Genomic DNA, 13,788 nt, shown 5'->3' with positions numbered 1-13,788 from the left:
CTGGGTGTCTTGTATCGAAACTGAATGTGGGGAGAGGCGCGGCACACTGATGCCGGAAACTTGAGCCGATATCGAGCGAATGCTAAGTGGGCACTAAGCGGACAGAGCCCGGTCGACCAGCAACGAGAACGCGACGGTGCGCATATTCAGCATCGACGCGGCGAACGCGCGGGGCGTGGCGACGGCTTGGGCTTGCTGCGAATTCGGTTGGGCCATGATGTCCTCCGGGTCTTATGGGATCGGGTGATCCGTTGGAGAAACTATATCAACCCTATCGAACTTCCGTGGTTAATTAATTTAATCTATTTGATAGGCGCGGGACCAACGGCGCCTTGGGCGATGGCCGGGCCGCCAGGATACTTGGCGAGCCGGCTTCGGCGCGAAACGGGTAACAATCAGCGGGTGAAAATCAGTTGACGGCGACCGGCAGGTCCAGCTTCTTGACGCCTGGCAGATCGCAGGCGCTGACCGCGTCGCAAATGGCCTCGATGGCGGGCATGCGGGTGAAACTCTTGCGCCAGGCGAGCACGACGCGGCGATCCGGCACCGGCTCGCCGAAAGGAACGTAGCTCAGCAGGCCCGAGTCGATGCCGCCCGCATGCGCCTTCACTTCATGCACCGACATGCGCGGCAGCACGGTAATGCCGACGCCGCTCGCCACCATATGGCGAATGGTTTCCAGCGACGAACCTTCGAAAGTCTTCTGGATGCCGTCCGCGTTCTGCGAAAAGCGCATCAATTCCGGGCACACGCCCAATACGTGGTCGCGGAAGCAATGGCCGCTGCCGAGCAGCAGCATGGTTTCCTGCTTCAGATCGTCGGCGTCGATTTCCTTGCGGTTTTCCCACGCGTGGCCCGAGGGCAGCGCGACGACGAACGGCTCGTCGTACAGCGAGCGCAGCATCAGGCCCGTTTCCGGGAAAGGCAACGCCATGATCGCGACGTCGATTTCGCCCTGCTTGAGCAGCTCGATCAGCTTGAGCGTGTAATTTTCCTGCAGCATCAGCGGCATTTGCGGGACGCGCTTGATCATCTGCTTGACGAGCGTGGGCAGCAGATATGGCCCGATCGTATAGATCACGCCGAGGCGCAGCGCTCCGACCAGCGGGTCCTTGCCCTGCTTGGCGATTTCCTTGATGGCGAGCGTCTGTTCGAGGACGCGCTGCGCTTGCGTGACGATCTGTTCGCCGATCGGCGTGACGCTGACCTCGCTGGTGCCGCGCTCGAAAATCTGCACGTTCAACTCGTCTTCGAGCTTCTTGATCGCCACCGACAAGGTCGGCTGGCTAACGAAACACGCTTCGGCGGCCCGGCCGAAGTGCCGCTCGCGGGCAACCGCGACGATGTATTTCAATTCGGTGAGCGTCATTAGGGGACCAATCAGTGCGGTGAATTTGATAGGTTCTAGTTATACACCTATAGGGTCGGTTCGCCAACCTTTTGATCCCCCGGCTTTCCCGAAGGCGCTGCTGTTTGTCCGCCAAGCGGCATCACGCTTTCAGATAGTGCTCGCGCGCCCCGAGCCACCGCGCGAGATGCTGCATCACGACCTCGGGGTATTGCTCGAGCAACGCCGCCGCGGCTTCGCGCGCCGGCTCGATCAGCCACTGATCGTTCTCCAGATCCGCGAAGCGCAGCATGGCCGCGCCCGACTGCCGCGCGCCCAGGAATTCCCCCGGCCCGCGGATCTCGAGGTCCTTTCGAGCGATCTCGAAGCCGTCGGTGGTCTCGCGCATGGTCTGCAAGCGGGCGCGCGCCGTCATCGACAGCGGCCCGGTGTAAAGCAGCACGCAAACCGACGCCGCGCTCCCGCGCCCCACCCGTCCGCGCAACTGGTGCAATTGCGCGAGGCCGAACCGCTCGGCGTGCTCGATCACCATCAACGACGCATTCGGCACGTCGACCCCCACTTCGATCACCGTCGTCGCGACCAGCAACTGCACCTCGTTGCGGGTGAAGGCGTCCATCACCGCCGCCTTCTCGGCCGGCGCGAGCCGGCCATGCACGAGGCCCACGTTCAGTTCGGGCAACGCGGCTACCAGCGTCTCGTAGGTTTCCACCGCGGTCTGCAACTGCAAGGTCTCGCTTTCCTCGATCAGCGGACATACCCAGTACACCTGGCGCCCCGTCAACGCGGCTTCGCGCACGCGGCCGATCACTTCCTCGCGGCGCGCATCGGACACCAGTTTGGTGAGAATCGGCGTGCGCCCCGGCGGCAATTCGTCGATCGTGGAGACATCGAGATCGGCGTAATAGGTCATCGCGAGCGTGCGCGGAATCGGCGTGGCGGACATCATCAACTGATGCGGCTGGAACTCGCGCACGCCGTCGGCGGCTTTGGGCGCCTTGGCGCGCAACGCGAGCCGCTGCGCGACGCCGAAGCGATGCTGTTCGTCGACGATCACGAGCCCCAGCCGCGCAAATTCGACCGCGTCCTGAATGATCGCGTGCGTGCCGATCACGAGATGCGCCGTGCCGAGCGCGGCGGCTTCGAGCGCGGCGCGCTTTTCGCGGGTCTTAAGACTGCCGGCCAGCCACGCGACGCTCACGCCGAGCGGCTCCAGCCAGCCGCGCAGCTTGCGCGCGTGTTGCTCGGCGAGGATTTCGGTAGGCGCCATCAGCGCGGCCTGATAGCCGGCGTCGATCGCCTGCGCCGCCGCCAGCGCGGCGACGATCGTCTTGCCGCTGCCGACGTCGCCCTGCAGCAACCGCTGCATCGGATGAGGCTGCGTCAGATCGAGCGCGATCTCGCCGCCGACGCGCTCCTGCGCCGCCGTCAGCGAAAACGGCAGCGCCTTCAGCAAACGCGCCACCAGCGCGGATTCGTCGCCCAGCTTGCGGCGCGGCATGGCCGGCGCCGCGCGCCTGCGGCGCTCTTCGTGCGCGCGCTTGAGCGACATCTGCTGCGCGAGCAATTCCTCGAACTTGATGCGCACCCACGCCGGATGCGTGCCGTCGATCAACGCGGTTTCATCGGACTGCACGCCCGGATGATGCAGCGTGCGCACGGCGTCCATCAGCGTCGGCACGCCGAGCGGCTGCAGATAGGCCCGCGCGATCGGCTCGGGCAGCAATTCCGGCAACGCGGTGCGCGACAACGCGTTGTCGATCGATTTGCGCAGATACGCCTGGGTCACGCCCGCGGTGCTCGGATACACCGGCGTCAGCGCCTGCGGCAGCGGCGTGTCCTCGTCGACCACGCGCACCGCCGGATGCACCATCTCCAGACCGAAGAAACCGCCGCGCACGTCGCCGCGCACCCGCAGGCGCGCGCCGATCGCCATCTGCTTGACCTGCGAGCCGTAGAAATTCAGAAAGCGCAGTACGAGCTCGTCGCCGGCGTCGTCGCGCAACTTCACCAGCAACTGGCGACGCGGACGATAGGCGATCTCGTTGTCGAACACCACCCCTTCCGTTTGCGCGACGCCGCCCGGCAGCAGGTGGCCGATCGGCGTCAGCGAGGTTTCGTCTTCGTAGCGCATCGGCAGATGCAGCACGAGGTCGATGTCGCGCGTGAGGCCGAGCTTGGCGAGTTTGTCGGCGGGTTTGGCCGCAGGCTTGGCCGCCGGGGACGCGGCTTTCTTTTTGTCCGGCGCGGCGGCGGTTTTGGTGCTGTTCGAGGTTGCCGATTCGGATGCGGATCTGACGTTGCTCGCGGGGGCTGAGTCAGGTGCGGCTTTGGCGCCGCTGGGAGTTGCCGGGTCCGGTGCGACTTTGGCGCTGGTGGCGTTGGTGGCGTTGGTGACGTTAGTAGCACCGCTCGCGCCGCTCATCGCACCGCCCGCACCAACCGCATCGGCCGCACCCGCCGCCGGCCTGCCCCGCGAGACGCGGCGCTTGGGCTCGGCGCTCACTTCGTCGGTAGCGGAGGGCAATCGGCGTTCGGACAAAGGCATGGGTTGCTTCGCAAGTACAATATCGGCTGTCAAAGATGTCGCCGCCAATCAGCGCGCGGGCTCGCGGGCCGCTCAGGCGTCCCGCAATCATAGCCGCCCGGCTCCGGCTTCGGCTCAATTCCGTCCCAATTCGCTTCCAGTCGTCCGCATGTTTACGCTTTCCGATTTCGATTTCGATCTGCCACCCGAGCTGATCGCGCAAGTCGCGCTGCCCGAGCGCAGCGCGAGCCGTCTGCTCGAGGTGGACAATCCGCTCGATGCCGGCGCCGCGCGCCTGATCGACCGCCGCTTTGCCGAACTGCCCGATTGCATCGCGGCGGGCGACCTGCTCGTCTTCAACGATACCAAAGTCCTGAAGGCGCGTTTCCTCGGCCAGAAGGCCAGTGGCGGCAAGGTCGAAGTGCTGGTGGAGCGCCTCACCGGCGAGCGCACGGCGCTCGCGCAAATCCGCGCGAGCAAGAGCCCGCAGCCGGGCACCACGATCCGCCTGGCCGACGCGTTCGACGTCACCGTCGGCGAACGCGTCGAGCCGTTCTACACGCTGCATTTCCCGGACGACTGCCTGACGCTGATCGAGCAACACGGCCGCCTGCCGTTGCCGCCGTACATCGAGCACGATCCCGACGCAACCGACGAAACGCGTTATCAAACGGTGTTCGCGCAAAATCCGGGCGCGGTCGCCGCGCCCACCGCCGGCCTGCATTTCGACGACGCGCTGCTCGCGAAGCTCGACGCCAAAGGCGTGCAACGCGCGACGCTGACGCTGCACGTCGGCGCGGGCACGTTCCAGCCGGTGCGGGTCGAGAACCTGGCCGAGCACAAGATGCACAGCGAGTGGTATCACCTGCCGCAATCGCTCGCCGACAGGATCGCGGCCACGCATGAGCGCGGCAACCGCGTGATCGCGGTCGGCACGACCTCGATGCGCGCGCTCGAAGCCGCCGCGCGCGACGCCGAAGCCGCCGGCCGGCCGCTTGCCGCCGCCAGCACGGAAACCGACATCTTCATCACGCCGGGCTACAAATTCCGCGTGGTCGACCGGCTGGTGACCAATTTCCATTTGCCGAAGTCGACGCTGCTGATGCTGGTGTCGGCGTTCGCCGGCGTCGAGACGATTCGCGAAGCGTATCGCCATGCGATCGACGAGCGTTACCGCTTCTTCAGCTACGGCGACGCCATGCTGCTTACGCGGCGGGAAGGCTGAGACCGTCGTATCGCGCCGATGGCGTTGCGCGCCGGCCATGTGCGCGGTAGTCTGCCGCTCCTTGCCGCGTTGATGTGGCGGCGGTGCTTGCCCCGCTCTTGAGCGGGCATGCCCGCATCTCGAGTTTTATTACCCTGCCGCCGTGGCTGACCCGGCGGCGTTCGATACCGCGCCGGACTGTTCTCCGGTGGCACAGGAGTCTCCATGACCGAAGGTCATACCCACGATACACGCGGTAGCGGCAATACCGGCGGGAACACCGCCTCGCGCCCCGATAACGGCCTCGCATTCGAACTGCTCGGCACCGACGGCCAGGCGCGCCGCGGGCGCGTCACGCTGAATCACGGCGTGGTCGAAACGCCGATCTTCATGCCGGTCGGCACGTACGGCACGGTGAAAGCCGTCCAGCCGCGCGAGCTCGAGGAAATGCACGCGCAGATCATTCTCGGCAACACCTTCCACCTGTGGTTGCGTCCGGGGCTGGAAACGATCGAGGCGCACGGCGGCCTGCATGGCTTCATGGGCTGGAAGAAGCCGATCCTGACGGACTCCGGCGGCTTTCAGGTGTTCTCGCTCGGCGATCTGCGCAAGATCACCGAGGACGGCGTCACGTTCGCTTCGCCGATCAACGGCGACAAGCTGTTCCTGTCGCCGGAAGTATCGATGCAGATCCAGAAGGTGCTGAACTCGGACATCGTCATGCAGTTCGACGAATGCACGCCGTACGCCACCAACAATGTGCCGACCTCGCACCAGGAAGCCGCCGATTCGATGCGCATGTCGATGCGCTGGGCGAAGCGCTCGATCGACGAATTCAACCGGCTCGGCAATCCGAATGCGCTGTTCGGCATCGTCCAGGGCGGCATGTTCGAGGATCTGCGCGACGAATCGCTGGCGGGTCTCGCGGAAATGGATTTCCACGGGCTGGCGATCGGCGGGTTGTCGGTCGGCGAGCCGAAGGAAGACATGCTGCGCGTGCTGAACCACATCGGCCCGAAGCTGCCGGCCGACAAGCCGCACTACCTGATGGGCGTCGGCACGCCGGAGGATCTGGTGGCGGGCGTCGCAGCCGGCGTCGACATGTTCGACTGCGTGATGCCGACCCGCAACGCGCGCAACGGCTGGCTGTTCACGCGTTTCGGCGACATCAAGATCCGCAACGCGGCGCACAAAAATTCGCTGCGCCCGCTCGACGAGCAATGCGGCTGCTATACCTGTCGAAACTTAACCCGCGGCTATCTGCACCATCTGCATCGCGTGGGGGAAATCCTCGGCGCGCAGCTCAACACGATCCACAACCTGCACTACTACCTCGAACTGATGCAGGAAATGCGCGACGCCATCGACGCAAAAATGTTCGAGCCGTTCCGCCGGCGTTTCCAGGAGAACCGCGCGCGCGGCATCGATTAGACAGACGGTGCGCGCGCCGAAGGATTTGCATGAGGATTCCGTCGGCGTCACGCGGAAAACCTTACAATCCACTTTCGCGCGCGAGGTAAACAGGCTTTAACCGATTGATCGCAAAGCCGATTCGCCGCGCCGACGCGCATAGGGCCAGTGGTAGAATAACCGGCTGATTTTTTTGATCGTTTTTGACTTATAACGGAGAGACCAACGTGTCGTTCATTTCCAATGCCTTCGCTCAAGGCACAGCAACTGGTGGCATTGAATCGAATCTGATGAGCTTCCTGCCGCTGATCTTGATGTTCGGCGTGCTGTACTTCATCATGATTCGCCCGCAAATGAAGCGCCAGAAGGAACATCGCAGCATGCTCGCCGCGATGGCCAAGGGCGACGAGGTAGTGACGAATGGCGGCATCGTCGGCAAGGTGACCAAGGTGGGCGAAGCTTACGTCGGCATCGAAATCTCGGAAGGCACGGAAATCACCGTGCAAAAAGCGTCGGTCACGACGATTCTCCCGAAGGGCACGATCAAGTCGCTGTAAGGCCTGCTCTCTCGCGTCCGGCGCGGCCTCGCCGGCGGTTCATGCAACGCAACGCCGAACCGCCCGCGCTCATCGCCGGGCGCATCGCTTCCAAGCCAACCTTCCCGTTGGACCACTCATGAATCGTTACCCCCTCTGGAAATACGCCGTGATGCTGGTGGCTCTGGTCATCGGCCTCGTGTACACGCTGCCCAATCTGTTCGGCGAAGCGCCGGCGGTGCAGGTGTCGAGCGGCAAGGCAACGGTCAAGCTCGACTCGACCACGCTGTCGGCGGTCGAAGCCGCGCTCGCGGCCAGTCAGATCAAGCCGGCCGACGTCACGTTCGACAACACGTCGGCCAACGCGAACATTCGCGTGCGCCTGACGGACACCGACACGCAATTGCGCGTGAAGGACCTGCTGCAGAAGTCGCTGAACAGCGACCCCACCGACCCGCAGTTCATCGTCGCGCTGAACCTGCAAAGCGCGTCGCCGCGCTGGCTGACCGCCTTGCACGCGCTGCCGATGTACCTCGGTCTCGACCTGCGCGGCGGCGTGCACTTCCTGCTGCAGGTCGACATGGCCGGCGCGCTCAACAAGAAGCTCGACTCGGACGCCTCGGACGCGCGCACGCTCCTGCGCGACAACAACATCCGCGACGGCGGCGTGAATCGCGTCAACCAGACGGTGGTGATCAATTTCGCCGACCAGGCCACGGCGGACGCGGCGCTCAAGCAACTGGGCCGCGGCATCAGCGAACTCCAGTGGGCCTCGCAAGCCAGCGCCGACGGCAGCGTGCAACTCGTCGGCACGTTCACGCCCGCGGTGCAGAAAACCGTCGAGGATGCGGCGCTCAAGCAGAACATCACCACGCTGCACAACCGCGTGAACGAACTCGGCGTGGCCGAGCCGGTGATCCAGCAGCAAGGCGCGGATCGCATCGTGGTCGAACTGCCGGGCGTGCAGGACACGGCGAAGGCGAAGGACATCATCGGCCGCACGGCAACGCTCGAAGCGCGTCTGGCCGACCCGGTCAACACGCACCCGAATCCGTCCGACCCGGTGCCGCCGGGCGACGAACTGTTCACGCAAGGCAACCAGACGCCGGTGCTGCTGAGAAAGCAGATCATCTTCACGGGCGACCGGATTATCGACGCGTCGGCCGGGTTCGACGAACATCAGCGTCCGTCGGTCAACATCCGCCTCGATTCGGCGGGTGGGCGCGCGGTGCGCAGCGTGTCGCGCGACAACATCGGCAAGCCGATGGCGATGGTGCTGTTCGAAAAGGGCAAGGGCGAAGTGCTGACGGTGGCGACCATCCAGTCGGAACTGGGCGACCGCTTCCAGATCACCGGCCAGGCCACGCCGCAAGGCGCCGCCGACCTCGCGCTGCTGCTGCGCGCCGGTTCGCTGGCGGCCCCAATGGAGATCATCGAAGAACGCACGATCGGTCCGAGCCTCGGCGCGGACAACATCAACAAGGGCTTCCACTCGGTGGTGTGGGGCTTCGCGGCAATCGCCGTCTTCATGATCGCGTACTACATGCTGTTCGGCGTGATTTCGATGATCGGCCTGTCGGTCAACCTGCTGCTGCTGGTCGCCGTGCTGTCGATGCTGCAGGCCACGCTCACGTTGCCGGGTATCGCCGCTATCGCGCTCGCGCTCGGTATGGCGATCGACGCGAACGTGCTGATCAACGAGCGCGTGCGCGAGGAACTGCGCCACGGCGCGCCGCCGCAACTGGCGATCCAGAACGGCTACGCGCACGCATGGGCGACGATTCTCGACTCGAACGTCACCACGCTGATCGCCGGTCTCGCGCTGCTCGCGTTCGGCTCGGGCCCGGTGCGCGGCTTCGCGATGGTCCACTGTATCGGCATTCTGACGTCGATGTTCTCGGCCGTGTTCTTCTCGCGCGGCCTCGTCAACCTCTGGTACGGCGGCAAGAAGAAGCTCAAGTCGCTGGCGATCGGCCAGGTGTGGCGTCCGCAAGCGGAAGGTATCGACGGTGCCGCCGCGTACCTCGGTAACGAAGACGCAGCAACGGATACCGCACAAGCCGTCGCTGCCGTCACCGCGAAGCCGAAGGCCAACGCTGGCGCGCAAGCGCGTGCCGGCAAGCCGACCGTGCGCCGCCGCAATGCGTCGAATGCGTCGCCGAATGCGTCGAACACGCCGCAGAAACCGGGTTCATCCCGCTGAGTCCCGGAGAACAAGACCATGGAATTTTTCCGTTTTCGCAAAGACATTCCGTTCATGCAGCGTGCGTTGATCTTCAACGCAGTCTCGCTGTTGACGTTCCTTGCCGCTGTGTTCTTCCTGCTGCATCGCGGGCTGCATCTGTCGGTGGAGTTCACCGGCGGCACCGTCATCGAAGTGCAGTATCCGGGCGCCGCGCCGCTCGAACCGGTGCGCGGCACGCTCGCGAGACTCGGCTATGCCGACGCGCAAGTGCAGAACTTCGGCACCTCGCGCGACGTGCTGATCCGCTTGCCGCTCAAGCAGGGCTTTACGTCCGCGCAACAGAGCGACCAGGTGATGGGCGCGCTGCGAACCGAGACGCCGCAGGTGCAATTGCAGCGCGTCGAGTTCGTCGGCCCGCAGGTCGGCAAGGAACTGGCCACGGACGGCTTGCTCGCGCTCGCCTGCGTGGTGATCGGCATCGTGATCTACCTGTCGTTCCGTTTCGAATGGAAGTACGCGGTGGCCGGCGTGATCGCGAACCTGCACGACGTGATCATCATTCTCGGCTTCTTTGCGTTCTTCCAGTGGGAGTTCTCGCTGTCGGTGCTGGCCGCGGTGCTCGCGGTGCTCGGCTATTCGGTGAACGAGTCGGTGGTTATTTTCGACCGGATTCGCGAAACCTTCCGCCGCGAACGCAAGATGACCGTGATCGAGGTGATCAACCACGCGATCACCAGCACGATGTCGCGCACGATCATCACGCACGGCTGTACGCAAATGATGGTGCTGTCGATGTTCCTGTTCGGCGGCCCCACGCTGCACTACTTCGCGCTCGCGTTGACGGTGGGTATCCTGTTTGGTATCTACTCGTCGGTGTTCGTCGCGGCGGCGCTCGCCATGTGGTTCGGCGTGAAGCGTGAAGATCTGTTGAAGGACAAGAAGGTCGGCACCGATCCAAACGATCCGAACGCGGGCGCGCAAGTCTGAGTCGGTTGTAGCCGCAGACTTCGCAGCTCCATGCAAAAGGCCGGTTCTCTCGAACCGGCCTTTTGCGTTTACGCCGCGCTCGCCGAGGCGCGGCGAAAAAACTTCGCGCCTCAGCGAAACCCGAGCTTGCGCCGCGCCGCCATCAACGCGACGAGACTCACCACGGCGGCAAAAATCAGATAGTAGCTCGGCGCCGCCTTCGAACCCGTGAAGCCGATCAGCCACGCGATGATGAACGGCCCAAAGCCGCCGAAAATCGTCACCGCGATGTTATAGGCGAGCGACATGCCGGTGGTACGCGTCTGCACCGGGAACATCTCCGAGAGCAAACCGGGCAGCGCCGCGAAGTAGCCCGTCATCAGAAAGCCGAACACGATCTGCAGCGCGATCAGCGTGCCGAAGCTCGGATGCGCGATCAGGTACACGAAGGCCGGATAGATCAGGACGAGCAGCAGCAGCGCCGGCGCCAGCATGATCGTGGTGCGCCCGTAGCGGTCCGACAGATGGCCGACCAGCGGCGCGAACAGCATCTGGATCACGCCGGTCAACGCGATCGCCCCGAAGGCGACCGAGGGCGCGAGTCCCAGTTGCTTGACGCCGTAAGTCGGCATGTACAGCACCAGATAGGTGGACACCGTCCCCAGCACCACCACGCCGATTGCGATCAGCAAGCGCAGCTTCTGGCTCGTGAACGTGTCGCGCAGCGGCGTGGTGGTCGTTTCCGCCGCGAGGAACTCGGGGGTCTCGTCGAGCCGGGTGCGGATGTACCAGGCGACCGGCCCGATCAGGAGGCCAAACACGAACGGCACGCGCCAGCCCCACGACGCCATGTGTTGCGGCGAGAGTTCGCCGGTCAGCAGCGCGCCGAAACCGGCGGCGAGCAGCGTGGTCAGCCCCTGGCTCGCCACCTGCCAGCTCGCGAAGAAACCACGCCGGCCCGGCACGTGCTCGGCGAGAAACGCCGTCGCGCTGCCGAATTCGCCGCCCGCCGAGAATCCCTGCATCAAACGGGCGATCACGAGGATCACCGGCGCGGCAAGGCCGATGCTCGAGTAGGTCGGCAAGACCGCGATGATCAGCGTGCCGCTCATCATCAGCACGATCGACAGCGTGAGCGCCGCCTTGCGCCCGGCGCGGTCCGCGTAAGCGCCGATCACCACCGCGCCCAGCGGCCGCATGAAGAACGACACGCCGAAGGTGCCGAGCGTGAGCAGCAGCGAGACCGTCTCATTGCCGGCCGGGAAAAACAGCTTCGCGATGATCACCGCGAAAAAACCGTACACCACGAGGTCGAACCATTCGAGCGCGTTGCCGATCGAGGCGGCGACCACCGCTCGCCACGAGTTCTGCCGGGTTCCCGCCCGGCTGACTGCTGTCGTTGCGTCCATGAAGATCTCCAATTCGCGCGAGCTGTTATTGATTCGGGCTCTTTTACGCCCGATATGGCCGACTGGATGCGCGCGCAGCCAAACGGCCTCAGCGCTCTATGTATCTTAAAAATTAAACGGATGCTATCGCCAAATGACGGCGAGCCGCTACCTCAGGTCTGCGGCGCTTCAGACAGGCAATAAAAAACCGCTTCCTCGCCAAAGCGAATGGAAGCGGTTTTTGTTGCGGCGTAACGTGGACGCCATTCAATGCGATCAGGCAAAAAGGCGTGTCGAGGCGCTTATTGCTTGATGCCCTCGGCCTGAATATGCAGCTTGGTATCCATATTGAAGCCGTACTTCACGCCGGAATCCATGCCGTAATCGGCGCGGCTGAAATGGCCGCTCGCCTCGACGCCGCACACTTCCCGCTTGAGCATCGGATGCGGCATGCACTTGAACGATTCGATCTTCAGATTCAGCGGTTTGGTCACGCCGTGCATCGTCAGGCTGCCGACCACTTCAACCGGCTTGTCGCCGTCGAACTTGATGTCGGTGCCTTTGTAAGTCGCCGACGGGAATTTGGCCACGTCGAAGAAATCCGAGCCCTGCAAGTGCTCGTCGAGCTTGCCGTTGCCGGTCTGAACCGACGCCGGATCGACCGTCACCTCCACCGTGCCGGTTTTCGCCGTGCGGTCGAGCGTCACCGTGCCGGAACTCTTGGCGAACTTGCCGCGCCACACCGAGAGGCCGCCGAAGTGATCCGCCTCGAAGCTCGGATACGTGTGAGTCGGATCGAGTTGATAGGTGTCGGCGGCGGCGAACGCGCCGAGCGAGAGCGAGGAAGCCAATGCGCCAACGGCGATCAACATGGATGTTTTCAATTCATGCTCCTTGGTCTTTGAAAAAAAGCGGCTGCGCCGGAACAGCGCAGCGAACGTCACTTGCGTGCTGCAACGATATGAAACTTGATCACCACCTCGTCGGCCACCACCGACGTGTCTTTCCATTCGCCGGTGCCGATGTCGAATTGCGAACGCTTGATCGGCAGCGCACCGTCGAAGGTTTCCGTGCCGCCCTGCTGCGTGACCGTGACCGGCACCACCACCGTTTGCGATTTGCCCTTGATGGTCAGCTTGCCGGTCACCTTGAACTGGTTGCCGCCGGCGGGCGCGATCGCGCTCGAAACGAAGGTGGCGCTCGGATAGGTCCTGGCGTCGAACCAGTCCTTGCCGCGCACCTGCTCGTTATAGCTTTCGTCGCCGAGATCGTAGCTGGCGACGTCGATGTTGATCTGCGCGCTGCCCTCGGCGGGCTTCGCCGGATCGAACTTGACCTGCGCGGTGAACTTGCCGAACTTGCCTTCGACCGGCACGTTCATCTGCTTCGAGGTGGCCGTCACCGAACTCTTCGCGACGTCGACCTGGGCGAGCGCGCTGCCGGCCGCGGTCAACGAGGCCGCCGCGAACGCGGCGAGCATGTAGCGGTAAAACGAAACTTTCATGGTCGTCCTTATTTGATGAAAGGGAGCATGCGCGACAGCAGACCGTCGCGGTCCAGCCATTGATGCTTGAGCGCGGCCGCGACGTGCAGCGCGACCAGCACGAGCAACGTGTAATTCAGCGCGATATGCACGTTCTTCAGCAGTTCCTTGAGATGCGGATCAGGCGCGATCAGGCGCGGCAGCGGAATCAGTCCGAGGTACACCACCGGCACGTTGGCCGCCGAACTGTACAGATAGCCCGACAGGGGAATCACGATCATCAGCACGTACAGCAACACATGCGTGAGATGCGCGGCGCCGCGCTGCCAGGCCGGCATGCGGCGCGGCATCGGCGGGCCGACGTGCGTGGCGCGCCAGAGAATGCGCAGCACCGCGAGCGCGAACACCGTCACGCCGATCCACTTGTGCCACGAGAAGTAGCGCAGCTTGGTGGGCGTGAAGCCGGGGATGTCGGTCATCACCCAGCCGAGCGCGAAGCCGCACACGATCAGGAGCGCGATCAGCCAGTGAAAGGCGATCGCGGTGCGCGTGTACGACTCCTGTTCGCCGAAGGAAGGATTGATTGCCATGACAGATCAGCACGAGCCAATAAAGGTTAACGGCGCGGCCGGCCCCGCTATTCCCCATGCGGATGCAAACCGTGCATCCAACGGGAACATTTCACCGGAACATGCCATGCGGCACACGCCAAGGCCGCCATGCTACCCCAAGCGGAAAAAG

Annotated in this window: 12 protein-coding genes; 5 read left to right on the top strand and 7 right to left on the bottom strand. The window is 64.1% G+C overall.

The features are described from left to right. Positions 1-93: 93 nt before the first annotated feature. The 3 genes from ACOCG7_RS33135 to recG form a co-directional block, all read right to left on the bottom strand. Positions 94-216: a hypothetical protein gene (locus tag ACOCG7_RS33135; protein WP_277998130.1), complete on the bottom strand. Its 123-nt coding sequence runs from the start codon at positions 214-216 to the stop codon at positions 94-96. A 193-nt stretch (positions 217-409) separates the two neighbouring features. Next, positions 410-1,369: a hydrogen peroxide-inducible genes activator gene (locus ACOCG7_RS33130; protein ID WP_114161900.1), complete on the bottom strand. Its 960-nt coding sequence runs from the start codon at positions 1,367-1,369 to the stop codon at positions 410-412. Positions 1,370-1,490: 121 nt separating this feature from the next. Further along, on the bottom strand, positions 1,491-3,896 hold the full coding sequence (recG, locus tag ACOCG7_RS33125) for an ATP-dependent DNA helicase RecG (protein WP_114161899.1): 2,406 nt from the start codon (positions 3,894-3,896) through the stop codon (positions 1,491-1,493). A 148-nt stretch (positions 3,897-4,044) separates the two neighbouring features. Between recG and queA the strand changes: the two genes are divergently transcribed. The 5 genes from queA (at position 4,045) to secF (ending at position 10,197) form a co-directional block, all read left to right on the top strand. Next, positions 4,045-5,100, top strand: a complete 1,056-nt coding sequence (queA, locus tag ACOCG7_RS33120) for a tRNA preQ1(34) S-adenosylmethionine ribosyltransferase-isomerase QueA (RefSeq protein WP_114161898.1) — start codon at positions 4,045-4,047, stop codon at positions 5,098-5,100. Positions 5,101-5,304: 204 nt separating this feature from the next. Next, the gene (gene tgt, locus ACOCG7_RS33115; RefSeq protein ID WP_114161897.1) at positions 5,305-6,510 is read left to right on the top strand and encodes a tRNA guanosine(34) transglycosylase Tgt; all 1,206 of its coding nucleotides are present in this window, start codon (positions 5,305-5,307) and stop codon (positions 6,508-6,510) included. Positions 6,511-6,716: 206 nt separating this feature from the next. Next, complete coding sequence (gene yajC, locus ACOCG7_RS33110; protein ID WP_073428230.1) at positions 6,717-7,046, top strand: preprotein translocase subunit YajC; 330 nt, start codon at positions 6,717-6,719, stop codon at positions 7,044-7,046. Between the two features lie 118 nt (positions 7,047-7,164). Further along, positions 7,165-9,228 carry a protein translocase subunit SecD gene (gene secD / locus ACOCG7_RS33105; RefSeq protein ID WP_073428231.1) on the top strand — a complete coding sequence of 688 codons (2,064 nt, stop codon included), beginning with the start codon at positions 7,165-7,167 and terminating at the stop codon, positions 9,226-9,228. An 18-nt stretch (positions 9,229-9,246) separates the two neighbouring features. After that, positions 9,247-10,197, top strand: coding sequence for a protein translocase subunit SecF (gene secF / locus ACOCG7_RS33100; protein WP_073428232.1), 951 nt, complete (start codon positions 9,247-9,249; stop codon positions 10,195-10,197). A gap of 110 nt (positions 10,198-10,307) precedes the next feature. Here the strand turns inward: secF and ACOCG7_RS33095 are convergent, their stop codons facing one another. From ACOCG7_RS33095 to ACOCG7_RS33080, 4 genes are all read right to left on the bottom strand, one after another. Next, positions 10,308-11,585, bottom strand: coding sequence for an MFS transporter (locus ACOCG7_RS33095; protein WP_114161896.1), 1,278 nt, complete (start codon positions 11,583-11,585; stop codon positions 10,308-10,310). A gap of 281 nt (positions 11,586-11,866) precedes the next feature. After that, the gene (locus tag ACOCG7_RS33090; protein ID WP_073428303.1) at positions 11,867-12,436 is read right to left on the bottom strand and encodes a YceI family protein; all 570 of its coding nucleotides are present in this window, start codon (positions 12,434-12,436) and stop codon (positions 11,867-11,869) included. Positions 12,437-12,504: 68 nt separating this feature from the next. Further along, positions 12,505-13,068, bottom strand: a complete 564-nt coding sequence (locus ACOCG7_RS33085; protein ID WP_073428234.1) for a YceI family protein — start codon at positions 13,066-13,068, stop codon at positions 12,505-12,507. A gap of 8 nt (positions 13,069-13,076) precedes the next feature. Continuing rightward, positions 13,077-13,637 (bottom strand): cytochrome b, encoded by a 561-nt coding sequence (locus tag ACOCG7_RS33080; protein ID WP_083084579.1) that lies wholly within the window; start codon positions 13,635-13,637, stop codon positions 13,077-13,079. Positions 13,638-13,788: the final 151 nt, after the last annotated feature.

The sequence above is a fragment of the Paraburkholderia sp. DD10 genome, assembly GCF_049177125.1.
Lineage (GTDB): Bacteria > Pseudomonadota > Gammaproteobacteria > Burkholderiales > Burkholderiaceae > Paraburkholderia > Paraburkholderia terricola.
This window is presented reverse-complemented; position numbering and strand designations above follow the sequence as displayed.